At 72.9% G+C, this 25515-nt stretch carries 17 protein-coding genes and 1 pseudogene; 10 read left to right on the forward strand and 8 right to left on the reverse strand.

What is annotated here, in order from left to right:
* Both ABD844_RS26115 and ABD844_RS26120 read right to left on the reverse strand, forming a co-directional pair.
* Positions 1 to 866, reverse strand: a pseudogene (locus tag ABD844_RS26115) (hypothetical protein); the annotation flags it as partial.
* On the reverse strand, positions 866 to 2062 hold the full coding sequence (locus tag ABD844_RS26120) for a hypothetical protein (RefSeq protein ID WP_344883228.1): 1197 nt from the start codon (positions 2060 to 2062) through the stop codon (positions 866 to 868). The pseudogene ABD844_RS26115 and the gene ABD844_RS26120, both read right to left, overlap by 1 nt.
* Positions 2063 to 2361: 299 nt before the next feature.
* Here ABD844_RS26120 and ABD844_RS26125 point away from each other — a divergent pair, with 299 nt between their 5' ends.
* Positions 2362 to 3420, forward strand: a complete 1059-nt coding sequence (locus tag ABD844_RS26125) for an AAA family ATPase (protein ID WP_344883231.1) — start codon at positions 2362 to 2364, stop codon at positions 3418 to 3420.
* A gap of 49 nt (positions 3421 to 3469) precedes the next feature.
* Positions 3470 to 4420, forward strand: a complete 951-nt coding sequence (locus ABD844_RS26130; RefSeq protein WP_344883234.1) for a winged helix DNA-binding domain-containing protein — start codon at positions 3470 to 3472, stop codon at positions 4418 to 4420.
* Positions 4421 to 4444: 24 nt separating this feature from the next.
* Here ABD844_RS26130 and ABD844_RS26135 read toward each other — a convergent pair whose 3' ends face one another.
* Positions 4445 to 5563: a magnesium and cobalt transport protein CorA gene (locus ABD844_RS26135; protein WP_344883237.1), complete on the reverse strand. Its 1119-nt coding sequence runs from the start codon at positions 5561 to 5563 to the stop codon at positions 4445 to 4447.
* Positions 5564 to 5796: 233 nt separating this feature from the next.
* Here ABD844_RS26135 and ABD844_RS26140 point away from each other — a divergent pair, with 233 nt between their 5' ends.
* Positions 5797 to 6495 (forward strand): M50 family metallopeptidase, encoded by a 699-nt coding sequence (locus ABD844_RS26140; protein WP_344883240.1) that lies wholly within the window; start codon positions 5797 to 5799, stop codon positions 6493 to 6495.
* 137 nt (positions 6496 to 6632) lie between these two features.
* On the opposite strand, the gene ABD844_RS26145 is transcribed toward ABD844_RS26140, so the two are convergent.
* Positions 6633 to 8852: a dehydrogenase E1 component subunit alpha/beta gene (locus ABD844_RS26145; protein ID WP_344883243.1), complete on the reverse strand. Its 2220-nt coding sequence runs from the start codon at positions 8850 to 8852 to the stop codon at positions 6633 to 6635.
* Between the two features lie 205 nt (positions 8853 to 9057).
* Here ABD844_RS26145 and ABD844_RS26150 point away from each other — a divergent pair, with 205 nt between their 5' ends.
* A complete protein-coding gene (locus tag ABD844_RS26150) occupies positions 9058 to 10389 on the forward strand; it encodes a hypothetical protein (protein WP_344883246.1) in 1332 nt (443 codons plus the stop codon).
* A gap of 140 nt (positions 10390 to 10529) precedes the next feature.
* Here the strand turns inward: ABD844_RS26150 and ABD844_RS26155 are convergent, their stop codons facing one another.
* A complete protein-coding gene (locus ABD844_RS26155; protein WP_344883249.1) occupies positions 10530 to 11126 on the reverse strand; it encodes an SACE_7040 family transcriptional regulator in 597 nt (198 codons plus the stop codon).
* Between the two features lie 61 nt (positions 11127 to 11187).
* Between ABD844_RS26155 and ABD844_RS26160 the strand changes: the two genes are divergently transcribed.
* From ABD844_RS26160 to ABD844_RS26185, 6 genes are all read left to right on the forward strand, one after another.
* Positions 11188 to 12759, forward strand: coding sequence for a carboxyl transferase domain-containing protein (locus ABD844_RS26160; protein WP_344883254.1), 1572 nt, complete (start codon positions 11188 to 11190; stop codon positions 12757 to 12759).
* Positions 12760 to 12762: 3 nt separating this feature from the next.
* A complete protein-coding gene (locus tag ABD844_RS26165) occupies positions 12763 to 14727 on the forward strand; it encodes an acetyl/propionyl/methylcrotonyl-CoA carboxylase subunit alpha (protein ID WP_344883257.1) in 1965 nt (654 codons plus the stop codon).
* Complete coding sequence (locus tag ABD844_RS26170; RefSeq protein WP_344883260.1) at positions 14727 to 15632, forward strand: hydroxymethylglutaryl-CoA lyase; 906 nt, start codon at positions 14727 to 14729, stop codon at positions 15630 to 15632. The genes ABD844_RS26165 and ABD844_RS26170 overlap by 1 nt, the downstream gene beginning before the upstream one ends.
* 3 nt (positions 15633 to 15635) lie before the next feature.
* Positions 15636 to 16772: an acyl-CoA dehydrogenase family protein gene (locus tag ABD844_RS26175; RefSeq protein ID WP_344883263.1), complete on the forward strand. Its 1137-nt coding sequence runs from the start codon at positions 15636 to 15638 to the stop codon at positions 16770 to 16772.
* 45 nt (positions 16773 to 16817) lie between these two features.
* On the forward strand, positions 16818 to 17252 hold the full coding sequence (locus tag ABD844_RS26180) for a GNAT family N-acetyltransferase (protein WP_344883266.1): 435 nt from the start codon (positions 16818 to 16820) through the stop codon (positions 17250 to 17252).
* Positions 17253 to 17314: 62 nt separating this feature from the next.
* Positions 17315 to 20569 (forward strand): helix-turn-helix transcriptional regulator, encoded by a 3255-nt coding sequence (locus tag ABD844_RS26185; RefSeq protein ID WP_344883269.1) that lies wholly within the window; start codon positions 17315 to 17317, stop codon positions 20567 to 20569.
* 112 nt (positions 20570 to 20681) lie between these two features.
* On the opposite strand, the gene ABD844_RS26190 is transcribed toward ABD844_RS26185, so the two are convergent.
* The 3 genes from ABD844_RS26190 to ABD844_RS26200 all read right to left on the reverse strand — a co-directional run bounded on the left by ABD844_RS26190 (position 20682) and on the right by ABD844_RS26200 (position 25412).
* Positions 20682 to 23477: a hypothetical protein gene (locus ABD844_RS26190; protein WP_344883272.1), complete on the reverse strand. Its 2796-nt coding sequence runs from the start codon at positions 23475 to 23477 to the stop codon at positions 20682 to 20684.
* Between the two features lie 82 nt (positions 23478 to 23559).
* A complete protein-coding gene (locus tag ABD844_RS26195; protein WP_344883275.1) occupies positions 23560 to 24489 on the reverse strand; it encodes a carbohydrate kinase family protein in 930 nt (309 codons plus the stop codon).
* Positions 24486 to 25412 carry a pseudouridine-5'-phosphate glycosidase gene (locus ABD844_RS26200; RefSeq protein WP_344883278.1) on the reverse strand — a complete coding sequence of 309 codons (927 nt, stop codon included), beginning with the start codon at positions 25410 to 25412 and terminating at the stop codon, positions 24486 to 24488. The genes ABD844_RS26195 and ABD844_RS26200 overlap by 4 nt, the downstream gene beginning before the upstream one ends.
* Positions 25413 to 25515 lie beyond the last annotated feature (103 nt).

Raw genomic sequence — 25515 nt, forward strand, 5'->3', positions numbered from 1 at the left:
TCACCGGCCGCCACGGGCTCACCGGGCGCCGAGGGCTCCCCGGCCGCCACGGACTGGCCGGGCGCCGAGGGCTCCCCGGCCGCCACGGACTGGCCGGGCGCCGAGGGCTCCCCGGCCGCCGTGGGCTCGGCAGACTGAGCGGGCGCTGGGGGTGCTGGGGGTGCCGTGGGAACTGGGGGCGCTGCGGGGCGGGCGGCGGCGATGATGTCGGCGTCGCCCACCACGGTCAGCTCGGGGCGCTGGGGCTCGGGCAGGCGGCGGACGAGCTCCTGCAACTGCGCGTGCGACTCCACCGGCCACAGCGCGCAGCGCGGGCCGAGCGACACCACGCCGTCGTCCATCACGACCCAGGCGGAGTCGTGCAGCCGCCGCAGCGCGCCGACCGCCCAGTTGCGCATCAGGTCGTCGGTGCGGCCGATCAGCTCGCGGTAGGTGTCGAGCACCAGCTCCACGGGCGCGGGGTCGCCGGGCCACGGGTCGACGGACAGGTCGCTCCAGCAGCACTTGAGCACCGCCGCCAGCACCCGCCGCGTCTCGCCGGACCGCTCCACGGGAACGGCCGCCACCTGGTGCTCGTCGAGCAGGGACGGCGTCACCCCGTCGGGCCACACGGGCAGCGCCTCGCCGGTGGAGTCGCCCCGCGTCAGCCGCACCATCCCCGGCGCCGCCGCCTCCCCGGCCGCCAGCCGCACGGGCCCGTGGGCCCGCGCCAGCGTGTGCGCGCGTTCAGCCGCCCCCATCACCTGCGCTCCCGCCCCCATCACCTGCGCTCCCGCCCCTATCACCTGCGCTCCCGCCCTCATCGCCTGGGATCCCGCGCCCATCGCCCGGGATCCCGCCCTCGTCACCTGCGATCCCGTCGTCATCACATGCGCTCCAGATGCCCGTCGGAGAGCCACGTGGGCTCCCGCACCGGATCGATCGCCAGCCCGTCGGACCAGACCAGCCGATAGGGCAGCTCGGGCCGCAGGTCCACGGTCGTCAGGTCGGCCAGCACCCGCCGCGCCGCGGGCCACTCGGAGCCCAGCACGTCGCGCAGCGCCACCCGCGAGGCGTCGCCCAGCAGCGACTCCGCCATCCGCGTCAGCCGCTCCAGCGCCGCGCTGGGCGAGGTGTCGAGCGAGGACTCGGGCCCGGCGTCGGGCAGGTTGGAGCGCGGGGGAGTGGGCTGGGCGGGGGCGGGGCGCGGGGCCTCGTCGACGGCGCGGGCGATGGCGGCCGGATCGTGCCAAGGCGCGGGCGCGTCGAACACGAACCCGTTGAGGACCGCCGCCAGCCGCTCCTTGGACGCCGTCTGCGCGAACGTGCGCCACGTCTCCGTCGGCAGCAGCGTCAGGTTGCGGGTGGTGCCGGCCGAGTCGGCCAGGCGGCCGGCCGCGCGGCGGGAGGCGTCGCTGTAGGCGTAGATCGCCGCGCGAAGGTCGGTGCAGACCCGGTCGAGCTCGGGCCAGCGGGTCAGGATGGTGCCGTGCAGGCTCTGCGCCCGCCGCGCGATCTCCTCGGTGCCCCACAGCTTGGGCGCCTGCTCGCGCAGCTCCTCGATCGTGCCCGTGGTGAGGGTGATCAGCTCGAGCGCCCAGAGCCGGAAGGCCCGTGCCAGGTTGAGCGCGCTCTGCCTGGCCTCGTCCATCGTGGTGCGCGGGTCGGCGACGTTGAGGTCTTCGAGGGCGAGCAGCCGGTGCATCTCCGACTGGCCGCCGTCGTCCATCATCCGGCGGATGAACATCAGCCCCACCACGCTGGTGAACGAGGCGCGGTAGCGGAGCTGGTTGGGCTTGGGGAACACCTCGCGGATCGCGCCGAGCCCCTTGAGCACGCGCAGCCGGTTGTCGAACTGGTCGGTGGGGTAGGCCCGGCAGGCGAAGCGCATCTGCTCGTGGGTCAGCCACTCCTCGCCCGCCTCCGCGAACGCCGCGAACAGCGTCTCGGCGATGTCGACCAGGGCCGGATCGTCGACCACCGCCCCGCTGTCGCGGGCCAGCGCGGCGAACATACGGCGGTAGGTGGACAGGACCGCCTCGTCGGTGAGGACGGAGTCGAGGGTCAGGGGCTGTTCGGACACGGCACTAAGGTACGGCGTCACACCGACACTCTTGGCACACTCGCCCCCCGACTCCCACGACTACCACCCGGTACGCCTAGACAAGGCGTCCAAGAACGGCTCCGTAAGGGATGGCCGAGCGCTAGGGTGATGCCCGATACTACGGGGGAAATCGATAAATCGCGGTAAGTAGTCGTATATGTCGGGATGAGTAACGCTGGGCGGACCCGGCTACCTGAACGACGCTCTGGTGGCGACTCCGGACGGCGGGTTCCCCGAGGGCCCGCTCTTCGAGCGCACCGACTGAGAAGGGGACTCAGTTGACCCAGTACAACTACCAGGACCACTTCGAGCAGCAGCCCTACGCCCAACAGCCGCCGCCCCAACCGCAGCAGCCCCAACCGCAGCAACCGCAACCGCAGCAGTCCGCGCAGCTCGCCGGCCAGTTCGCCCAGCGCTTCCAGTTACTGGCCACGAACATCGAGCGCGTCATCCGCGGCAAGCACGAGGTCGTCGAACAGGCCCTGATCTGCCTGTTCGCCGAGGGCCACCTGCTGGTCGAGGACGTGCCGGGCACCGGCAAGACCACCCTGGCCCGCTGCGTGGCGGCCAGCGTGGACGCCGAGTGGCGGCGCGTCCAGTTCACGCCCGACCTGCTGCCCAACGACATCACCGGGGTGTCGATCTTCAACCAGGCGCACCAGAAGTTCGAGTTCCACCACGGGCCGGTCTTCGCCAACATCGTGCTCGCCGACGAGATCAACCGGGCCTCCCCGAAGACGCAGGCCGCGCTGCTGGAGGTGATGGAGGAGCGCAGGGTCACGGTGGACGCCGAGCCGCACCCGGTGCCCCGGCCCTTCCTGGTGGTGGCCACGCAGAACCCGGTGGACATGGACGGCACGTACCCGCTGCCCGAGGCCCAGCTCGACCGGTTCCTGATGAAGATCTCCGTCGGGTATCCGGACCACGTGTCCGAGGTCGAGGTGCTCAAGGGCATGCCGACGGGCCCACAGGTCGAACGGCTGCCCGTGGTGGCACGCGCCTCAGACGTCGCCGGGATGATCGACTTCGCCTCGCGCATCCACGTGGCCGACCCGGTCTACGACTACATCGTGGCGCTGTGCGGGGCCACCCGTACGAGCCCGTACCTGCGCCTCGGCGCCAGCCCCCGGGGCAGCCTGGCGCTGCTGCGCGCGGCGCGCGTCAAGGCCGCCGCGACCGGACGGCACTACGTGGTGCCCGAGGACGTCAAGGCGCTGGCCCTGCCGGTGCTGGGCCACCGGCTCATCCTGACGCCCGAGGCGGAGCTGCGCGAGGTCACCGCCTCCGCCGTGCTCGGTGAGATCCTCGCCGGGATGCCGGTGCCGCAGGCGGCGTGAGGCCCGGCACACGGTCCATGACGCTCGCGACCCCTGCGATGATGCCCGGGTGAGAAGCGTCGAGGCCCAGCTCCTGCACCGCCCGCCCGGCCTGGAGGCGGGCGAGATCGTCCGGCGCCTGACGGCCGTGCAGGCCCAGGACGTGCCCCCCGCCCTGCTCGCCTTCCGCGCCCGCTCGGCCACCCTCACCGCGGCCGACGTCGAGGCCGCGTGGCAGGCCCGCGAGATCGTCCGTACGTGGGGCCCGCGCGGCACCCTCCACTTCGTGCACGCCGACGACCTGCCCTGGATCCACGCCCTGACCAGCCGCGCCACGAACACCCTGCGCCGCCTGACCGAGGAGGGCGTCACCGGCGACGACCTGCTCCCGCTGATCGGCCGCGCCCTGGCAGGCCAAGGGCCGCTCACCAAGGCCGAGCTGGAGGACCGCCTGGCGGGCCGGGCGCGCGGCCAGGGCGTCGTGCACCTGGTGGCGCTGGCCGCGCACCACGGCCTGGCCGTGCTGGGGCCGATGCGCGGGGGCAAGCCGACGTACGTGCACACCGTCGACTGGCTCGGCGCCCCCGTCGTCCCCGAGCCCGACCGCGAGCGCGCGCTCGCGGAGCTGGGCACCCGCTACCGCCGCGCCCACCACCCCGCGACCCCCGATGACCTGGCCGCCTGGTCCGGCCTCCCGCTCGGCGAGGCCCGCACCGCCTGGCGCCTGAGCGCCGCGCACCCTCCGCCGCCCAAGGAGGAACCGGTGGCCCGCCTCGCGCCCGCCTTCGACGAGTACCTGATGGGCTGGCGTGGCAGCGACCAGGTGCTGGCCGCCGAGCACGCGAGGAAGGTGTTCCCCGGCGGGGGCGTCCTGCGGCCGTTCGTGCTGGTGGACGGCGTGATCAGGGGAGTGTGGGGACGGGAGGGGACGCGGGTGGGCGTGCGGCCGTTCGACGAGCTGCCCGAGGGGCTGCTGGACGACGAGATCGCCGACGTACGCCGCTTCCTGACCCGCCCATGAGCCCCCGCCGGAGCGCGCGTCGCGTCAGAGCCAGTCGCGGCGCTTGAAGACCGTGTAGAGCAGCAGGCAGACCACGCCCATGAGCACGATGGCGAACGGATAGCCGAACACCCAGTGCGTCTCCGGCATGAAGTCGAAGTTCATCCCGTAGATGGTGCCGACGAGGGTGGGCGCGAAGAGGATGGCGGCCCAGGCGGAGATCTTCTTGACCTCCTCGCCCTGCCGGATGCTGGCCTCCGTCATCCTGGCCATCTCCGCGTTCTGCGCCTGGGTCACCAGCGTGGAGTTGACGATGAGGATGTTCTGCAGCATCTGGCGGAACGACGAGATGCGCTCGGTCACGGTGATCGCGTGGTCGGCCACGTCGCGCAGGTAGCTCTGCAGCTCTTCGGTCACGCCGTACTTGCGCGCCCCCGCGATGAACCCGTGGACCATGCCGACGAGCGGCGCCGTGGCCCGCTGGAACTCGATCACCTCGCCCGACAGGTCGTAGACGCGCCGCGACACCGACGGGTCGCCGCCGAAGACCTGGGCCTCGATCTCCTCGATGTCCTTCTGCAGCCCGGCGACCACCGGCGCGTAGCCGTCCACCACGGCGTCGAGGATGGCGTACAGGACGGCCTGCGGGCCCTGCCGCAGCAAGTCGGGGTCGGACTCCATGCGCTTGCGCACGGACTGCAGGTCGGGAGCCTCGGCATGGCGTACGGTGATCACGAAGTTGGGGCCGACGAAGACGTGCACCTCCCCGAAGGCCACCTCCTCCACGTCGTCCAGGTAGCGGGCGGCGCGCAGCACCACGAACAGCGTGTGGCCGTACCGGTCGGCCTTGGGCCGCTGGGAGCCGACGATCGCGTCCTCCAGCGCCAGCTCGTGCAGCTCGAACTCCTCGCCGAGCTTGACCAGCTCCCACTCCTTCGGGCGGTAGAGCCCGATCCAGGCCATGGCGTCGGGCATCCGCTTGAGCCGTTCGAAGGCGTCGGCGAGCGAGCCGGGGTCGTCGATCCGCGCGCCGTCCTGGTAGATCGCGTTGTCGATGACCGTCGGCCGGTCGGGCGGCTCCTCCGTGGCGCGCGGGTCCATCGAGTGTTCGGGCGCTTCCTCGCGGACCTCTCCGCTGCGCCTGAACCCCTTCACCCTGGCCATGACCCCTCCTCGGCGTTATACGGACGTCAGTGACATATATCGATTTTTCACCCCTCCATCAGACCATGGCCACGCCGTTGTCCCACCACACGGCCCGCAGCCGGGCGTCGCCGGGATCGAGCCGCCGCCGCACCCGGCAGACGGGCGGCGGAGGGACCGGGACGCCCTCAGGTGGGTTTTCATAGGAACTCTCGGCGGCAGAGGCGTTGCGGAGCGATTAGGGTTTGTCCTCGATGGACAAGTTCTGGGCCCACCTGATCAAGGTTCAGCCTGACCCCGACCCCCTGGTCGTGGTGATCTCGGCTGTGGTCGCGCTCGCGCTCGTCGGTTTCCGCATGCCCTGGCACCTGTCAAGAGGGCTGATCACCATCGCCCACGAGGGCGGGCACGCGGTCATGGCGCTGCTCACGCGACGCAAGCTCGAAGGCATCCGCCTGCACTCCGACACCTCGGGCGTCACGCTGACCCGGGGCAGGCCCACCGGCCCCGGCATGGTGCTGACCGCGCTCGCGGGCTACGTCGCGCCCTCGCTGCTGGGCCTGGGCGCGGCGTGGCTGACCGAGGCGGGCCGCATCTCCCTGCTGATCTGGGGGGTGCTGCTGTTCCTGGTCTGCATGCTGCTGCTGATCCGCAACCTGTACGGCGCGCTCATCCTCCTGGTCACCGGCGGCGCGGTGTTCGCCCTGATCATGTACGCCCCCGCCGAGGTGCAGCAGGCCGTGGCCATGGTCGCGGTGTGGTTCCTGCTGTTCGGCGGCGTCCGGCCGATCATCGAGCTGCAGCGCAAGCGGCGCAGGCGCCAGGCCAGAGACTCCGACGCCGACCAGCTCGCCCGGCTGACGGTCCTGCCCGGAGGGTTCTACGTGTTCCTCTTCATGGCGGTGGCGCTGGCGTCCGTGGTGTTCGGCGCATACCTCATGAACCCACTCTGAACGCCGCGCACCCCAGCAGCGCACGCGGACCACCGCCACCGGGCAGCCACGGGACGAGGACCCCGCGAACGAGGACCCCGCCCCCATCGACGAGCAGCCCATCACCGCCGCACCGCATCAGAGGCGCGGTGGCCAGGTCAGCCCAGTAGTTTACGGGCCGCCTGCTCGATCTCCTCCTCCGACAGCAGCACGTGATCGGCCGCCCGCCCGAGCGGGATGAAGCTGTCGGACGAGGTCACCCGCGCGATCCTCCCGGTGAACCCGGCGTCGAGCAACTCGGTCACGATGCCCTCGGAGACGCCCCCGGTGCGCCGGGTCTCGTCGGCGATCAGCACGTTGCCGGTCAGCTCGGCCGCGCGCAGCAGGTCGTCCATCGGCAGCGGTGCCAGCCAGCGCAGGTCGAGGACGCGGCAGCCGTACCCCTCCTGGGTGAGCCGCACCGCGGCGCGCAGGCTCATCCGCAGCCCGTTGCCGAACGTGACGATCGTCAGGTCTCGCCCGTCGCCGTAGGAGCGCGCCCGCCCGATCGGCACGTGCGTCTCCGGCCAGCGCGCGGGCGGCGCGTACGACGCCGTCCACCCGCCGTCGCCCTCGTCGAACAGGTCGCGCGTGTGGTAGAGCGCGATCGGCTCCAGGAACACGCACACAGAACCGGAGGTGCGGGCCGCGGCCAGGCACGTGCGCAGCATGGCGGAGGCGTCGTCGGGACGCGCGGGCGAGGCGATGACCAGCCCGGGGATGTCGCGCAGCGCGGCCACCGCGTTGTCGTTGTGGAAGTGGCCGCCGAACCCCTTCTGGTAGGCGTAGGCGGCCACCCGCACCACCATCGGGTTGGTGTAGGCGCCGCGCGAGAAGAACGACAGCGTGGCCGCCTCGCCGCGGATCTGGTCGAGCGCGTTGTGCAGGTAGGCGAGGTACTGGATCTCCGGCACCGGCAGCAGGCCGGAGACCCCCGAGCCGAGGGCCAGCCCCAGGATGGCCTGCTCGTCGAGGAGCGTGTCGAACACCCGCGCCGCCCCGAACCGCTTCTGCAACCCCCTGGTCACGCCGTAGACGCCGCCCTTCTTGGCGACGTCCTCGCCGAACACCGTCATCTCGGGGTGGACGGCGAGCGCGTCGGCGAGCGTGCGGTTGATCGACTGGGAGAGCGTCATGGGCTTGTCGTTCTCGGGCAGCGAACCGGCGAACGCCTTCTCCCGCACGGCCGGCGGGGCCGCCGTCGGGGCGATCTTGGCGATCAGGTCGGGCTTGCGCGGCGCGATCGGCTCCATGACCTCCTTGGCCGAGCCGAGCCGCGGGCTGCGCGTGGTCTCGCGGGCCAGCAGCAGCACGTGCTCGCGTACGGACTCGTACGTCTTGAGCAGCCCCTCCGGCGTCTCCAGCCCGGCCTCCACCAGCAGCGCCGCCGTACGGACCAGCGGGTCGCGGTCGAGGTCGACCCTGATCTCGCGCTGGGTGCGGTAGGCCGACTCGACGTCGGACCCGGCGTGCCCCATGAGCCGCACGGTGGACAGGTGCAGGAACGCGGGGGAGCGCCGCTCGCGTACGTGCTCGACGGCGCGGACGGCGGCGTCGTAGGCGGCCACCAGGTCGCAGCCGTCGGCGGCGAAGTATTCGATGCCGGGCCGCCGCGCCGCCGCCTCCACCCAGCCCTTGGCCGTGCGCACGCTGATGCCGATGCCGTTGTCCTCGCACACGAACAGCAGCGGCAGCCCCATGCCCTGGTAGGTGGCGTAGGCGGCGGTGTTGAAGCCGGACAGGGCGCTGGCGTGGTTGATCGAGGCGTCGCCGAAGCTGCACACCGCGATCGCGTCGTCGGGCCAGGCGGAGCGGACCCCGAGCATCCCCGCCCGCTCGATGGCGAACGCCACGCCCACGGCCCTGGGCAGGTGGCTGGCGATCGTGGAGGTCTGGGGGATGACGGCCAGCTCCGGATGGCCGAACACCTTGTGCCGGCCACCCGCGATCGGCTCGGCGGACGCCGCGGTCAGGCCCATGAGCACGTCGCGGATGCCCTGCTCGGGCAGCCGCCCGGCCTGCTCGGACCGGGTCAGGTAGAAGGCGCCTGAGCGGTAGTGGAGCAACGCCGGGTCGGTGGGCCGCAGGGCGGCGGCCACGGCCGCGTTGCCCTCGTGACCGGAGGAACCGATCGTGTAGTGGCCCTCGCCCTGCTCGCGCAGCCAGCGGGCCGCGATGTCGAGCAGGCGGCTGTCCAGCTGCCGCCGGAACAGGGCCCTGCACTGCTCGCCGGTCAGGGTCGTGCCCTCGCGGATCGGGAGCCCTGGATCTCGCGGGGGACCCGCCTCCAGCGTCACAACCGTCTGGGCGAAATGAGTCTCAACTGTGTCGCGCGCCACACCTCCGATTATGTCGTTCGATCGGCCCTGACGTCTCACGGACGGCGCCGACCATGTTGTGGAGCGGTCCGATTGGCCCGGACTTATAACTCTTTGTCAGAATTCTCAACTTTCCTGGGGGCGCGTACGTCTATTGAGAGAACACACGTGGCACCCTCAATGCCGCGTTGAAACCCCTGGGGTCTCCGGAAGGAAAGGAACCCGCATGTTACAGCGCATCCGTGCGGCCGCCCTCGCTCTCGTGGTCGGCGCCGGGACACTCGTCCTGGCCCCGTCCGCCGCGACCGCGGCAGCCGCCCCCACCATCTCCGCGGTGGATCTCAGCCCGGCCGCGCCGATCGTCGTCTCCGGCGGCGACGTCAGCGTCACGTTCAGCTTCACCACCACGGACGCGACCACGGCCGATCTCAAGCTCAACGGAGACCCGGTCGCCGTCACCTCCGCGCCGGTCACCGGCGGCCTGAAGTGGACGGGCACCAAGTCGTTCGGCCCCGGCGCCGCCGGCAAGTGGAGCTACACCGCCACCGCCCACGGTGACGGCGACATCGCCAAGTCCGGCTCGTTCGACGTCGTCAAGGCGCTCACCACCAAGATCGCCGACTTCGACGCCGGCCCCGACCTGGTCGACAAGGGCGACACCGTCAAGGTCTCCGGCCGCCTCCTCGCCGACGCCAAGGGGTACGACGGCCAGAGCGTCACCATCACCTTCCGCGAGCGCGGCACCGACGCCTACCGCCACGTCGCCAAGGTGACGACCGGCCGCGGCGGCTGGTTCGGCGCCCGGGTGCGGGCCGAGGCCACCGGCTGGTGGCGGGCCGAGTTCGCGGCCACCTCCGTGGCCCTGGGCAGCACCAGCGACACCGACCGGGTCGACGTCAGGCACGGCGACCTCGGCAGCCGCATCACCGGCTTCGACGCCCGGCCCGAGCCGGTGGACAGGGGCGACAGGCTCTCCCTGTCCGGCACCCTGAAGGTCGAGGACGGCGGCAGCGCGTCGGGCCGGCGCGTGGCCGTCTACTTCAAGGAGGAGGGCACGTCCCGCTGGGAGTACGTCACCAGCGACGTGACCGACCGCCACGGCCGCTTCTGGGCCTCCGCCGTGGCCTATGACTCCGGTTGGTGGCGGGCGGAGTTCGACGGCGTCCGCGGCGTCAACGGCTCGGTCAGCGGCGCCGACTGGGTGCACGTCAACCAGCCCGCCCCGGCGCCCGAGCCGGAGAAGGCGGACACGCGGCTGACCAAGTTCAACGCCACCCCGGAGCCGGTCAAGCGCGGCAAGTACCTGATGTTCAGGGGCGTGCTGCAGGTCGACGACGAGGGCTCGTGGGACGGCTACAAGGCCAAGGTGGCGCTCTACTTCAAGCCGCTGGGCTCGAAGAAGTGGAAGTACGTGAAGTCGACCTGGTCGAACACGAGCGGCAGGCTCTACACCAAGACCAAGGCCGCCAAGTCGGGGACCTGGAAGTTCGTGTTCGCCGGTGACGGCGACACCTACGGTGACCACAGCGGCACGGACTACGTCCGCGTCAAGCGTTGATGTCGAAGCGCTGACCCCCGTACGGCGGGGGCTGGGGCCCGGGACGTGCTCCCGGGCCCTTCGGCGTTCAGGCGCGCCGCCGAGTCTCCCCGGGGGCCGGGGAAGTGCGGGCGGCCACCCCTCCTGAGCAGGGCGAAAAGTTAGTGATCCTTAACAGCGGCGTTGATCGCCGCGCGCGCCATCGCGTGCAGGAGCGGGCGCATCTCTTGGGCGGGCAGCTCTCCCGCGCTGTGCGGCGTCGAGTTGAGCAGCCCGAACGCCGCGTGCGTGGCGGCGCGCAGGCGGGCCGCCGGGCACTCCGGGTGCAGCTCGGCCAGCACCGTCACCCACTCCTCGACGTAGAGCCGCTGCAGCCGCCTGATCTGCCTGCGCTGCGGCTCGGGCACGTTGCCCAGCTCCCTGTCGTGGACGGTGATCAGCGCGGGCTGCTCGATCGCGAACGTGATCTGCACGTGGAGCAGCGCGTCCAGGGTCTCATCCGGGCCTGAGGCGGAGGTGACGACCGCGCCGGCCGACTCGCGCAGGCGCGAGCTGACGTCGAGCAGCATCTCCGACAGCAGCGCGTCCTTGCCGTTGAAGTGCCGGTAGAGCGCGGGGCCAGAGACGCCGACCGCGCCGCCGATGTCCTCGATCGAGACGCCGTGGAAGCCGCGCGCCGCGAACAGCCGGGCGGCCGCGTCCAGGATCTCCGCACGCCTGTTGCCGCGGCTGCGGGTAGAGGAGGAGACGGTGGTCACGTCTCACATGCTAGACGATTTCGTTAATGATGACTAACATCCGAACCATGAGAGGGGAGCCATGAGCGGCGACTGGCCCGTGCTGAGGTCTGCGGCCGACCCGGGGAGCGCGGCGTACAAGCAGAATGCCGAGCTGAACGAGCGGCTCGCCGCCGAGTTGCTCGACCGGCTGGCGACCGCGGCGCTGGGCGGGCCGGAGAGGTCGCGGCGGCGGCACGTCGAGCGCGGCAAACTGTTGCCGCGCGAGCGCGTCGACGGCCTGCTCGACCCCGGCTCGCGCTTCCTGGAGCTGTCGCCGCTGGCCGCCGACGGCCTGTACGACGACCAGGCGCCGGCCGCGGGCATCATCACCGGGGTCGGCCGCGTCTCAGGCCGCGAGTGCGTGATCGTGGCCAACGACGCCACGGTCAAGGGCGGCACCTACTACCCGGTCACGGTCAAGAAGCACCTGCGCGCGCAGGAGGTGGCCCTGCACAACCGCCTGCCGTGCGTCTACCTCGTCGACTCAGGCGGGGCGTTCCTGCCCAGGCAGGACGAGGTGTTCCCCGACCGCGAGCACTTCGGCCGCATCTTCTACAACCAGGCCACGATGTCGGCGCGCGGCATCCCGCAGATCGCCGCCGTGCTCGGCTCGTGCACCGCCGGCGGCGCGTACGTGCCCGCGATGAGCGACGAGGCGGTCATCGTGCGCGGCCAGGGCACGATCTTCCTGGGCGGCCCGCCGCTGGTGAAGGCGGCCACCGGCGAGGAGGTCACGGCCGAGGAGCTGGGCGGCGGCGACCTGCACGCGCGCGTCAGCGGCGTCACCGACCACCTGGCCGACGACGACGCCCACGCGCTGGCCATCGTCCGCGACATCGTCTCCACCCTCGCCCCGCGCGCCCCCCGGCCCTGGGAGACGACCGCGCCGGAGCCGCCCGCCCACGACCCCCGCGACCTGTACGGGATCGTGCCCGCCGACACCCGCCGCCCGTACGACGTGCGCGAGGTGATCGCCAGGATCGCCGACGGCTCGCGCTTCCTGGAGTTCAAGGCCGAGTACGGCTCGACCCTGGTCACCGGCTTCGCCCACGTGCACGGGCACCCGGTGGGCATCCTGGCCAACAACGGCATCCTGTTCAGCGAGTCGGCCATGAAGGGCGCCCACTTCATCGAGCTGTGCGACCAGCGCCGCATCCCCCTGGTCTTCCTGCAGAACATCAGCGGCTTCATGGTCGGCAAGGCGTACGAGGCGGGCGGCATCGCCAAGCACGGGGCCAAGATGGTGACGGCCGTGTCGTGCGCGCGGGTGCCCAAGTTCACGGTGGTGATCGGGGGGTCGTTCGGGGCGGGGAACTACGCGATGGCGGGGCGGGCGTACTCGCCCAGGTTCCTGTGGATGTGGCCGAACGCCCGCATCTCGGTCATGGGCGGCGAGCAGGCCGCGAACGTGCTCACCACCGTCGGCGACGCCGACCCCGACGCGATCAGGGCCCAGTACGAGCACCAGGGCAACCCGTACTACTCCACGGCCAGGCTCTGGGACGACGGCGTGATCGACCCGCTCGACACCCGCACCGTCCTGGGCCTGGCGCTGTCCGCGGCGGCCAACGCGCCGCTCGAACCCGCCGGTTATGGCGTCTTCAGGATGTGACGCATGTTGTTCGACCGTGTTCTCATCGCCAACAGGGGCGAGATCGCCGTACGGATCGCGCGTACGCTGCGCGGGCTCGGCATCACGTCCGTGGCCGTGCACACGCCGTCCGACGCGGCGGCCAGGCACGTGCGCGAGGCCGACGTCGCCCTCCAGGTGCCGAGCTACCTGGACGGCGAGGCGATCGTGGGAGCCGCGCTGGAGTCGGGCGCCCAGGCAGTGCACCCCGGATACGGCTTCCTGGCCGAGAACGCCGGGTTCGCGCGGCGGTGCTCGGCGGCCGGGCTGGTGTTCGTCGGCCCGCCGGCCGAGGCCATCGAGGCGATGGGCGACAAGATCCGCGCCAAGGCCACGGTGTCGGCCGCCGGGGTGCCGGTGGTGCCGGGCGGGGCCGAGCCAGGCGACGTCCTGGCGGAGTGGCGCGACTTCCCCGCCCTGATCAAGCCGTCCGCGGGCGGCGGCGGCAAGGGCATGGTCCTCGTACGCTCGGCCGCCGAGCTGCCCGACGCCCTCGAATCGGCCCGGCGTACGGCACGGGCCGCGTTCGGCGACGGCACCCTGCTGATCGAGCGCTACGTCGAGAACCCGCGCCACATCGAGATCCAGATCCTCGCCGACGCCCACGGCGACGTCGTGCACCTCGGCGAGCGTGAGTGCAGCCTGCAGCGCAGGCACCAGAAGATCATCGAGGAGGCGCCGTCGCCCTTCGTGACCCCCGAGACGCGCGCTCGCATGGGCGCGGCGGCCGTGGAGGCCGCCCGCGCGGTCGGCTATGTCGGCGCGGGCACCGTCGAGTTCATCGTGGACGGCACCACCGGCGCACACCACTTCATGGAGATGAACACCCGGCTGCAGGTCGAGCACCCGGTCACCGAGCTGGTCACCGGCCTCGACCTGGTGGCGCTCCAGCTCCGGGTGGCGGCGGGCGAGCCGCTGCCGTTCGGGCAGCCTGACGTACGGCTCGACGGGCACGCGGTGGAGGCCCGCGTCTACGCCGAGGACCCCGCGCGCGGCTTCCTCCCGACCGGCGGCCGGGTGCTCCTGCTGCGCGAACCAGGCGACCAGGGCTCGGCCGCCACCGGGCAGACGGTCGTCAGGGTGGACTCGGGGCTGGTCGAGGGTGGGGTCGTCGGCAGCGAGTTCGACCCCATGCTGTCGAAGGTCGTCGTCCGGGCGCCCGACCGGGCCGCCGCGCTCAGGGCGCTGGACCGGGCGCTGGCCCGTACGGCGGTGCTCGGCGTGGTCACCAACATCCCCTTCCTGCGCGCCCTGGCCGCCCACCCGGCCGTCCGGGCGGGCGAGCTGGACACGGGCCTGGTCGAGCGGGTGCTGCCCGGCCTCCTACCGGCCGTGGAGGCGCCGCAGGAGGTGCTCGCCGCGGCGGCGCTCGTCTTCCACGCCATGCCCCAGGGCGACGACCCGTGGCAGGTCACCGACGGCTGGCGGCTGGGTGAGCGGGCATGGACGACGTGGCGGCTGCAGTCGCGCGACGGCGTGCACGCGATCCAGGTCCGCGGGCTGCCCGAGGAGTCCGCCGAGGTCCGTATCGGTGACGAGACGGTGCCGGCCCGGATCCGCCGCGACGGCGCCGGCCTGGCCGTCACGCTCGGCGGGCGCGGCGAGCACTACCTGTGCGTACGCCACGCCGACACCCTCTGGCTGGGCAGGGACGGCGCGTCCTGGACGTTCACCCGCCACCTCATCGGCGACCCCGGCGACCGCCCAGGCGCCGCCGCGGCCGGCGACGGTGTCGTCAGGAGCCCCATGCCCGGCACGGTCCTGCTGGTCAAGGCCCAGGTCGGTGACCGGGTGAGCGAAGGGCAGCCGCTGGTGATCGTGGAGGCCATGAAGATGGAGCACACGGTCACCGCCCCGCGCGACGGCGTGCTCTCCGAGCTGCCCGCGCAGGCGGGCCGGCCGGTCGACATGGACGCCGTCCTGGCCGTCGTCACCGCTGAGGAGGCGTGATGCCGTACCCGCTGGAGGGTCTTCCGCAGCAGGTCACGATCTACGAGGTCGGCCCGCGCGACGGCCTGCAGAACGAGTCCGCGGTCGTGCCCGTCGAGGTGAAGACCGAGTTCATCGACCGGCTCGCCGACGCCGGGCACAAGGTCATCGAGGCGACCAGCTTCGTGCACCCCAAGTGGGTGCCGCAGCTCGCCGACGCCGACGAGCTGATGTCCGGGCTGCGCCGCAGGCCGGGCGTGCGCTACCCCGTCCTCGTGCCGAACCCGCGCGGACTCGACCGCGCGCTCGCCCTGGACGTGGACGAGATCGCGATCTTCGCCAGCGCGACCGAGACCTTCGCCGCGAAGAACCTGAACCGCAGCCTGGAGAGCCAGTTCGAGATGTTCGAGCCGGTCGTGGCCAGAGCGCTGGACCACGGGGTCAGGGTGCGGGCGTACGTGTCGATGTGCTTCGGCGACCCCTGGGAGGGGCCCACGCCGATCCCGCAGGTGGTCGCGGTCGGGGAGCGGCTGCTCGGGCTCGGCTGTTACGAGCTGTCGCTCGGCGACACCATCGGCGTCGGCACACCGGGGCACGTGACCGCCCTGATCCGGGCCTTCCGCAGCCCGGAACGGCTCGCCGTGCACTTCCACGACACCTACGGTCAGGCGCTCGGCAACACGCTGGCCGCCCTGACAGCGGGTGTGACCACCGTCGACGCCTCTACCGGAGGCATCGGCGGCTGCCCGTACGCCGAGTCCGCCACCGGCAACCTCGCCACAGAAGACCTCGTGTGGATGTTGCGCGGACTCGGCATCGACACTGGGCTCGACCTGGGCAAACTCGTCGCCACCAGCACCTGGCTGGCGGGGCTGCTCGGGCGGCCCAGCCCGTCCCGCGTCGTACAGGCGCTGTCGAAAGGCTGAGAGATGCTCACTGACGAGTACGAAGAGCTGCGCAAAACGGTCGAGGCGTTCGCCCGCGAGGTGGTCGCCCCCGTGATCGGGGACTTCTACGAGCGCGAGGAGTTCCCGTACGACATCGTGCGGCAGATGGGCGCGATGGGGCTGTTCGGGCTGCCGTTCCCGGAGGAGTACGGCGGGATGGGCGGCGACTACTTCGCCCTCTGCCTGGCCCTGGAGGAGCTGGCCAGGGTCGACTCCAGCGTGGCGATCACGCTGGAGGCGGCGGTGTCGCTCGGCGCGATGCCGATCTTCCGGTTCGGCACCGGCGAGCAGCGCGCCACCTGGCTGCCCAGGATGGCCTCCGGCGAGGTGCTGGGCGCGTTCGGGCTGACCGAGCCGGGCGGCGGGTCCGACGTGCCGGGCGGGATGCGTACCACGGCCGTGCTGGACGGCGGCGAATGGGTGATCAACGGGACGAAGGCGTTCATCACGAACTCCGGCACCGACATCACCGGCGTCGTCGGCGTGGCCGCGCTGACCGGCGAGCGGGAGATCTCCACCATCCTCGTGCCCAGCGGCACCCCCGGTTTCGTGGTGTCGAAGAAGTACTCCAAGGTGGGCTGGAACGCCTCCGACACCCGCGAGCTGGCCTTCACCGACTGCCGCGTCCCCGCCGCCAACCTGCTGGGCGAGCGCGGCCGGGGCTACGCCCAGTTCCTGCAGACCCTCGACGAGGGCCGCATCGCGCTCGCGGCGCTCAGCGTGGGGCTCGCCCAGGGCTGCGTGGACGAGTGCCTGAAGTACGTCAGGGAGCGCACGGCGTTCGGCCACCCGATCGGCCACTACCAGGCCATCCAGTTCAAGATCGCCGACATGGAGGCCCGCGCCCACACCGCGCGCCTGGCCTACTACCACGCGGCGGAGAAGATGCTGGCCGGGCTGCCGTTCAAGAAGGAGGCGGCGATCGCCAAGCTGGTCGCCTCCAACGCGGCGATGGACAACGCCAGGGAGGCGACGCAGGTGTTCGGCGGATACGGCTTCATGAACGAGTTCCCCGTCGCGCGCTTCTACCGCGACGCCAAGGTGCTGGAGATCGGCGAGGGCACCAGCGAGGTCCAGCGCATGCTCATCGCCCGGCAGCTCGGCCTCGGCGACCTGTGAGGCATGTTTGCGCGCGGCCCGCGTGACGATCTAGTGTCGTTGCTCATGACGGCTGACGATCTTCTCATCAGGAAGGCGGAGAAGGCGGACGCGGACGAGGTGTTCGCGCTGGCCCGCGAGTTCGGCCTGACGTTCAGGCCCGAGCGCGACGCCTTCGACGCCGCGCTGCCCGCGCTGCTGGCCAACGACGACGCTCTGCTGCTCACGGCCGTCATAGGCGGGCGCGTGCGCGGCTACCTGCTGGGATTCGTGCACCTGACGCTGTTCGCCAACGGGCCGGTGGCCTGGGTGGAGGAGGCCATGGTCCAGTCGGGGTCGCGCAGGCAGGGCGCCGGGCGGGCGCTGCTGGAGGAGTTCGAGCGGTGGGCCCGGTCGCGCGAGGCCGGTTACGTGGCCATGGCGACGCGGCGCGCGCCGGAGTTCTACCACGCGCTGGGATATGAGGCGTCGGCCACATTCTTCCGCAAGGTCCTGCGCTGAGTCCGGGCTGACGCCACCTACCCTGGACGTTCCTGTCGGCGGCGGGTGGCATCCTTGGGGGCGTGAGAGTCCACGCCGTGAGCCCGCTGTTCGTCGGGCGCGCCCGAGAGCTGACCGCTCTCGGTGACGCGCTGGCCAGGGCGCGTGCCGGGGTGTCGTCCACGGTGCTCGTCGGCGGTGAGGCGGGGGTCGGCAAGACCCGGCTGATCAAGGAGTTCGCCGCCCGCCGGGCCGGCGACGCCCGGGTGCTCGTCGGCGGCTGTCTCGAGCTGGGCACGGAGGGCCTGCCGTTCGCGCCGTTCACCGCCGTGCTGCGCGGGCTCGTGCGCGAGCTGGGCAGCGACGGGGTGGCCGCGCTCGTGCCGGGCGGCAACGCGCGAGGGCTGGCGCGGCTGCTGCCCGAGTTCGGCGAGCCGGGCAAGGACGGCGCGGAGGCCAGGGCGCGGCTGTTCGAGCAGGTGCTCGGGCTGCTGGAGCGGCTGGCCGAGGAGCGTCCCGTGGTGCTGGTCGTGGAAGACGCCCACTGGGCCGACCGCTCCACCCGCGACCTGCTGACGTTCCTGGTCCGCTACCAGCGGGCCGCGACCCGCCTGCTCATCGTGGTGACCTACCGCACCGACGAGCTGCACCGCACCCACCCGCTGCGGCCGCTGCTCGCCGAGCTGGGCCGGGTCGAGGGCGTGACCAGGGCCGAGCTGCGCAGGCTCACCCGAAGGGAGGCCGTGGCGCTGGCGGCCGGCATCCTGGAGCGCGAGCCGTCCGCCGCCGCCATGGACCTGATCTACGCCCGCAGCGAGGGCAACCCGCTGTTCGTCGAGGCCCTGCTCAGCGAGTCCGGCGAGGGAGAGGCCCTGCCCGAGTCGCTGCGCGACCTGCTGCTGGCCGCCGTCGAGCGGCTGCCTGAGGAGACCCAGGAGCTGCTGCGGGTGGCCAGCGCCGGCGGCCAGCGCATCGAGCACGACCTGCTCAGCGCCGTCGCCGGGCTCGGCGAGAGCGCGCTGTCACGCGCGCTGCGGCCCGCCGTCGCGGGCAACGTCCTCGTGGTCGACGGCGAGGGCTACGGCTTCCGGCACGCGCTCATCCGCGAGGCGCTCCACGACGACCTGCTGCCCGGCGAGCACACCCGCCTGCACACCCGCTACGCCGAGGCCCTCGAACGCGACCTGTCGATCCTGCCCGCCCCGCGCGGCGCGATCGAGCTGGCCCACCACTGGCACGCCGCCCACGACTCCACCTGGGCGCTGGTCAGCGCCTGGCACGCGGCCGCCGCCGCCCGCAAGTCCACCGCCTACGACGAGCAGCTTCGGATGCTCTCCCGGGTCCTGGAGCTGTGGGACCAGGTGCCCGACGCGGCCCAGCGCATCGACGCCGACCGGCTCGACGTGCTCAGGCAGACCGCCACGGTCGCCCACCTGGCCGGCGAGTACGAACGCAGCATCGCCCTGGCCGGCGCCGTCCTCGCCGAGCTCGACTACGACGCCGACCCGATCAGGTCGGTCACCATGCTCCGCCAGCGCGGCCTGACCCGCTACGACCTCGGCCGCACCGGCTACCTCGACGACCTGCGCCAGGCCGCCGCGCGCGTGCCCGACGACCAGCCCCGGCTGCGCGGCCAGGTGCTGGAGACGCTGTCGCGCATGCTCCACCGGCCGCAGGACTGGCCGGAAAAGCTCGCCGCGGCCCAGCTCGCCATGGAGATCGGGCACGCGGTGGGCGACGCCAACGTCGAGGCCCACGCGCTCATCAGCCTCACCTGGGCACGGGCCCGCTACTCCGAGATAGAGTCCCAGCTCGGGGCGTTCGCGGAGGCCCGCCGCATCGCCTCCCGCAGCGACGCCTTCAACGCGCTGATGCGCTGCGCGATCTCCGAGTCCGACGCGCTCGAAGGCGCGGGCCGGCACGAGCGGGCCGCCCAGGTCGCCCGCGACGGGGTCGAGGAGGCCGGACAATACGGCCTGGCCCGCACCTCCGGCACGTTCCTGTCGATCAACCTGGCCGAGCCCCTGGTGTCGCTCGGGCGCTGGGACGAGGCGCTCCAGGTCGTCGAGGGCGCGCTCGACCTCGCGCCGCCCGCCCCCTACCGGGCCAGCCTCCAGGGGTTCGCGACCGACATCGCGCTCGCGCGGGGGCACTACGACCGGGCGGAGAAGTCGCTGGCGTGGGCCCGTACGGTGTTGTCGCGCGGCACCTTCCGCGACCAGACGCTGCTGCCCCACCTGCGCAGAGAGGTCCTGCTGCTGCGGGGGCGGGGGCAGCTCGACGCGGCCGTGGAGATGGCGGCGCGGGCGCTGGACGAGCGCGACCTGGCCGGCAGCGCCCGCTATGCCTGGCCGGTGCTGGTGGCGTTCGCGCAACTCGTCTGGACCGTGGTGCCGCCAGCCCGTCTCGTCGGGGCCGTGATGCCGGGCGGGCGGCCCGTCGGGAGCGCGGTGTCGTCCGAGCGGCCCATGGCGAGTTCGGGCGCGGGGGCGGCGGGGGCGGGGTCGTCGGTGGCCGTGGCGTCCGCAGGCGTCGAGACCGCAGGTGTCGGGACTGCAGGTGTCGGGATTGCAGGTGTCGCGTCCGACGACGGCGCGGGGGCGGGTGCGCTCGAACGGCTCGCGTTGTCGCTGCTGCCCCGGCTTCGGCAGCTCGCGGGGCGGCTCGAGGTCGAAGGTGAGCTGCAGGAGGCGCACCGGCTCACGTTCACCGCCTTGACCGGTCCCGACCTCCCATCGGTCGCCGAGACCGCCACCGCTTCCGCCGCCGCTTCCGCCGCCGCTTCTGCTGGCGCTTCCGCTGGTGCTCAGCCCGCCGACGCCACTCCTTCTCTTGCCGCTGCTGTTCCCGGTGTCTCTGCCGACGCTGCTGAGGTGGCCGCGTGGCGGTTCAAGGCGTGGGACCTGGCGGTGGGGGCCTGGGCGGCGTTGGGGCAGCCGTACGCGGAGGCTCAGTGCCTGGCGGCGGCGGCGCAGGCGGCGCTCGCGTGCGGTGACCGGCAGGAGGCGGCGGACCGGCTGGAGCGGGCGCGTGCCCTGGCCCGCGCGCTCGACGCCGCGCCGCTGCTGGAGCAGCTCGACGTGCCCGGTCGGCGGTTCCGCGTCGGCGGCTCCGAGCCGGGCGCCGACGGGCAGTCGCTGGGGCTGACCGCGCGGGAGCTGGAGGTGCTGCGAGAGGTGACCGGCGGGCGCAGCAACCGGGAGATCGCGCAGTCGCTGTTCATCTCGGCCAAGACGGTGAGCGTCCACGTGTCCAACATCCTGGCCAAGCTGGGGGTGGCCACGCGTGGTGAGGCCGCCGCCACCGCCCACCGCCTGCGGCTGTTCGACGAAGAGTGAGCCACGAAGAGTGAGCCACGAAGAGTGAGTCACGAAGAGTGAGTCACGACGGGCCGCCGTGCCCGGACGCCTGGCCGACGGTCGTGGTGGGGGAGGATTCGCGGGTTGGGGGTCAGGCGGTGAGCTGGGCTTCCAGGCGGTAGCCGTCCACCGTTACGTAGACCTGGTCGCCGGGGCGGGCGTTCAGGCGCATGAGCACCGGCTGGAGTGAGTCGAAGACCGGCTGGTGGCCCTGCCAGACCAGGACGATGGCGTTGTCTCCCGGGCCCGTGACCGAGAGGAGGGTGCCGGGGCGCATGCCGAGCTGGGCCGCGTACCCCTCCGGGACCGGCACGGGGCCGCCCCTGAGGTGTTCCGGCGTGACCTCGATGCGCTGCCAGCGGCGCGGGTCGGACGACGGGCTCGGCAGCGGCGGGGGAGGCGTCGCGGGAGCGCCCGCGAGGCCGCCGGGCAGCATCGGCGAGCGGCCCCCCGACAGGGCGGACAGCGTGGCGAGCGCGGCGGACGGGTCGATCGCGCTGGCGGTCGCGGCCGGGATGGGCTGGCCGCCGCGGTGGTGGTGACCGTTCGCCCCCGGGGTACGACGGGGGAGGGGCTGCGCGGGAACCGGGGCCGAGGCCGCCGGATCAGAGGCCGCCGTCTCCGGGGGGAGGGCGTCGAGCCACGCCTTGGCCGAGTGGGTCCGGATGCCCAGCTCGCCCATGAGCGCCACCAGGTCGGCGTCGGGCGGGCTGGCGGCCAGGAGCTGCCGCGTACGGGCCTGCAAGCCGTGGATGTCGCCCACCACCAGCCAGCCGTCCTGGAGGCGGCGGTCCGGCATGAGCGTCACCAGCACACGCCAGAGCGGCGTACGCAGCGACGGCACCATCACAGGGTGGGCCGGGTCGGCGCCGACGAGCTGGTCCTCGGTGGCCGCCGCGCCCAGCCACTCGGTCAGCCGGAACATGTGACCCGTGACCGGGGCCGACTCGGAGGAGCGCAGCCAGTGCAGCACGCGTTCCTCGGCCGTGCGCTGGGCCTGGGAGAGCGCGTCCCGGTCCACGAGCATCTTGTGGGCGAGGGTGCGCAGGCTGACCGGGTCCTCGGCGAAGAGCCGGTGCACGGCCACCGCCAGCTCCAGCTTGTCCAGGCTGCGGAAGAGGTTGTCCACGACCCGGACCATCGCGTGGTCGGTGTCGGACGGGGCGGCCTGGCCGGAGGGCGGGTAGCCGGGCGCGGACGGGCCGCCGGGAGTGCCCTTGGCGGCGTCCGGGCCGGGGATGGCGGGCATCGAGCCGGTGTGCGGGCCGGGGATGGCGGGCATCGAGCCGGTGTGCGGGCCGCTGCTGGTGAACATGCTGCCGGGGGCCGGGGCGCCGGTGGAGAGGGAGCCGAGGTCCTGGCGTCCGGATGGGGGACCGGACTGGGGGCCGCCGGGCTGCGCGCCGGGCTGAGGGCCGCCGGGCTGAGCGCCCGATTGAGAACCGGGCTGAGGGCCGGGCTGGGAGCCCGTGGGGCGCTGCGGGAGCCGTTCCGGCTGGGAGGGCTGGGCAGGCGGGGCGGATTGAACGGGTTGGGCGGATTGCGTGGGCTGGGAGGGGCGGCCGGGTTGTCCGGGCTGGCTCGGCTGCGCGGGCTGCCCAGGTTGGCCGGGTTGGCTGAGGTGGGCCGACTGCCCGGCCAGGCCGGGCTCGGCGGAGGCCGGGCGGGGCGGGAGCGCTTCGCCCGGGCGTTGCGGCAGGCCCTCGCCCGGGGCGGGGCGCGGTGGGAGGACCTCGAAGCCCTGGCGCGGCCCGCCGCCCTGCGGTGGCTCAGGGAACGAGCCGCTCTGCTCGGGCGACGAACCGGCTTGTGTCGGGAACGGGCCGCTCTGTCCTGACGGGGGGCCCGCCTGTGTCGGGAAGGGGCCGCTCTGTCCTGACGGGGGACCTGCCTGTGTCGGGAACGGGCCGCTCTGCCCGGACGGGGGACCCGCCTGTGTTGGGAACGGGCCGCTCTGCCCGGACGGGGGGCCCGCCTGCGCCGGGAACGACCCCGTCTGGCGCCCCTCGGCGGCCCCTTCGCCCAGTGCCGGGAACGACCCGGTCTGACGCGTTCCGGGGCCGCCTTCGGACACGGCCGGGAAGGACCCCGTCTGCCGTACTCCAGGGACGTCGCCCGAGGGCTGTTGCGGGGAGGACCCCGTCTGACGGCCGCCGGCCGCCTCGTCGGAGGCCGCCGCCTGGGCGGGGAACGACCCCGTCTGACGCGGGCCCGCCGCGCCCTCCGCCGCCGCGAAGGGGCCGCTCTGACCCTGCGGAAGGCCGCCGAACGCCCCCGTGGCCGGGCCCTGGGCGGCCGCCGCGGCCTCGCCCTGGGCGGCGAACGCGCCCGACTGCGGCTGGGGCACGCCCTCCGGCTGCGCGGGGAACGACCCCGTGCCGGGCGGGGAGGCGGGCCGACCGGGCGCCTGTCCGCGCTGGAGCGGCCGGGTGACCTCGGGATGACCGGCCCCGGGCGCCTCGCGCTGGGCCGGGATGCGGCCGAGGATCTCGCGGAAGACCGCGCCCATCACGACTTCGGGCGTGGCCGACGGGGTGGTCAGGTCACTGGGGGAGAGGCGGCGCAGCCGCTGCCAGCCGCCGAGGCCGGTGATCGCCGTACGGGTGGGCTCGGGCCAGCCCGGCAGCGCGGGATCGATGCGGTGAACCGTCAGCGCGGGCAGCAGGTCGGTCAGCGGCAGGTGGTCCCAGCGGGAGGAGGCCAGCCGGGCCAGGCGTTCGCAGATCCAGTCGAGCCCCGCCGTGCCGAGCGCCTTCGACAGCGCGAGGGAGGACCACCACCCCGCGGGCAGGCGCGGATCACCCAGCACCTCGGCCACCTGCTGAGGGCGGCTCCAGCGGAGCGCAGGGACTAGGTCGCTCAGGCAGATCGATGACTCGACTTCCATCGGCGGACCTTATCCTCCCCAGTGAGCCGCGTGTGCTGCTCGTTACGCTTGTGGCTAATGGTGCAGCCTACGCGGCAAGCTATCAATCAGTGTGAATAGGGTAAAGACGGTTCAGATCCAAACCGTACCGTGGACGGCCCCCCACCTGGGCCACACATTCGGCACCGGCACGGCAACCTACCTCCAGCGCCGCCTGTTCGCCGGAGCCCCGCAGGGTCGCGGAGAGGAACCCGGCGGCGAACGCGTCGCCCGCTCCCGTCGAGTCCACGACCTCGGTGGACACCCCCCGCGTCGTCGCCACCACCGCGCCGCCCACGGCGGCCAGCGCGCCCTCCGCGCCGAGCTTCACGACCGCTGTGCCGTACGTCTCACTCAAATGTACGGCCGCCGCCTCCGCCGTCGTGGCCCCGGTGAGAAGGAGGGCCTCGTCGAGGTTGGGGATGATCAGCCCGGCGGGGGCCGTCTCGCGGGTGAAACGTTCGACGCCGAAGTCGCGCAGCGGCCCCGTGGAGGCCGGGTCGATGCTGACGATGACGCCCGCGGCCCCCGCGTCGGCCATGGCACGCCTGGCCAGCCCGAGCCCCGCCTCGGCGAACAGGACGTACCCGGACAGGTGCAGCCAGACGACACCGTCGAGCAGGGCCGGGTCCCAGTCGGCCGCCGAGATCAGGCCCCCGGCGCCGCGGTTGGTCAGCATCGAGCGTTCGCCGCTCTTGTCGACCATCGCGATCACGACGGCCGTGGGGTGGTGGGGGTCCACGGCCATGTGAGGGTGCACGCCCGTCTTGATCAGTTCGGTGGTGTGCCACTCGCTGCTGTCGTAGCCGAGCTTGGCGAGCAGGCGGACCTCGGCGCCCAGGCAGGCGGCCCAGGCGGCGGTGTTCGCGCCCGAGCCGCCCGGACGCAGGACGATGTCGGCGGCCGTGTCGGTGCCGGACATGACCGGAGAACCGTGCAACGCCACCACATCGGTGACGACGTCCCCGATGACCAGGAGGGCGTTGCCCGTCACGACCGCGACCAGGACTGGGCGATCCGGGCGGCGAGTGCGGTGTTGCCGCGCACGGCGGCGAGGTTGGCTTCGAGCGAGGCGCCGGAGGTGCCGTTCACCAGGTAGCCGAGCAGGAAGGGAGTGATCGCCTGACCCTTGACGCCCTCGCGCTCCGCCGCCGCCAGCGCCTCACCCAGCACGCGGTCGTGCAGCTCCGGGTCGAGCTGCTGGTCCTCGGGGACCGGGTTGGCCACGATCAGCGCCGTCTGCGGGCCGCCGAGCGCGTCCTGGCCGCGCATGATGTCCGCCGCCTCGTCGGGCGACTCGACGCGCCAGTCGATCGGCTGGCCGGAGGAGTGTAGATAGAAGCCGGGGAAGGTGTCCGTACGGAAGCCCACCACGCTCACGCCCCGCGTCTCCAGCCGCTGGAGCGTGGCGGGCACGTCGAGGATCGACTTGACGCCCGCGCACACCACGGTGATCCGCGTACGGGCGAGCGTGTCGAGATCGGCGGACTCGTCCTGGTCCTCGGTCCAGCCGCGGTGCACGCCGCCCAGCCCGCCGGTGGCGAAGACGCGGATCCCGGCGCGGGCGGCCAGGAACGACGTGGCCGACACGGTGGTCGCGCCGCTCGCCTTCAGCGCCGCGGCCACGGGCAGGTCGCGCTGGCCCAGCTTGCGCAGGCCCGACTCGGTCGCGATGCGCTCCAGCTCCACCACGTTCAGGCCGATGCGGGGCACTCCGTCCAGCACGGCGATGGTGGCGGGCACGGCGCCCGCCGCCCGTACGATGCCCTCCAGCTCCCGCGCCACCTCCAGGTTCCGGGGCTGCGGCAGCCCGTGGGAGATGATCGTGGACTCCAGCGCCACCACCGGTGCGCCGGTTGCCAGGGCCGCGGCGACCTCGTCGGTCGGTTGGAGAACGGAGTCGGTGGCGGTGCGCATCGTGAGTTTCGTGCTCCTTGAGTGGTCCCTGGCCAAGCAAGCGGGGAACAGTCGCTTTCGCGAATTTTGTTCCAAATGGAACAGCGTACGGGCCGCCTGGCTC

It is taken from the genome of Nonomuraea antimicrobica (assembly GCF_039536965.1).
Taxonomy (GTDB): domain Bacteria; phylum Actinomycetota; class Actinomycetes; order Streptosporangiales; family Streptosporangiaceae; genus Nonomuraea; species Nonomuraea antimicrobica.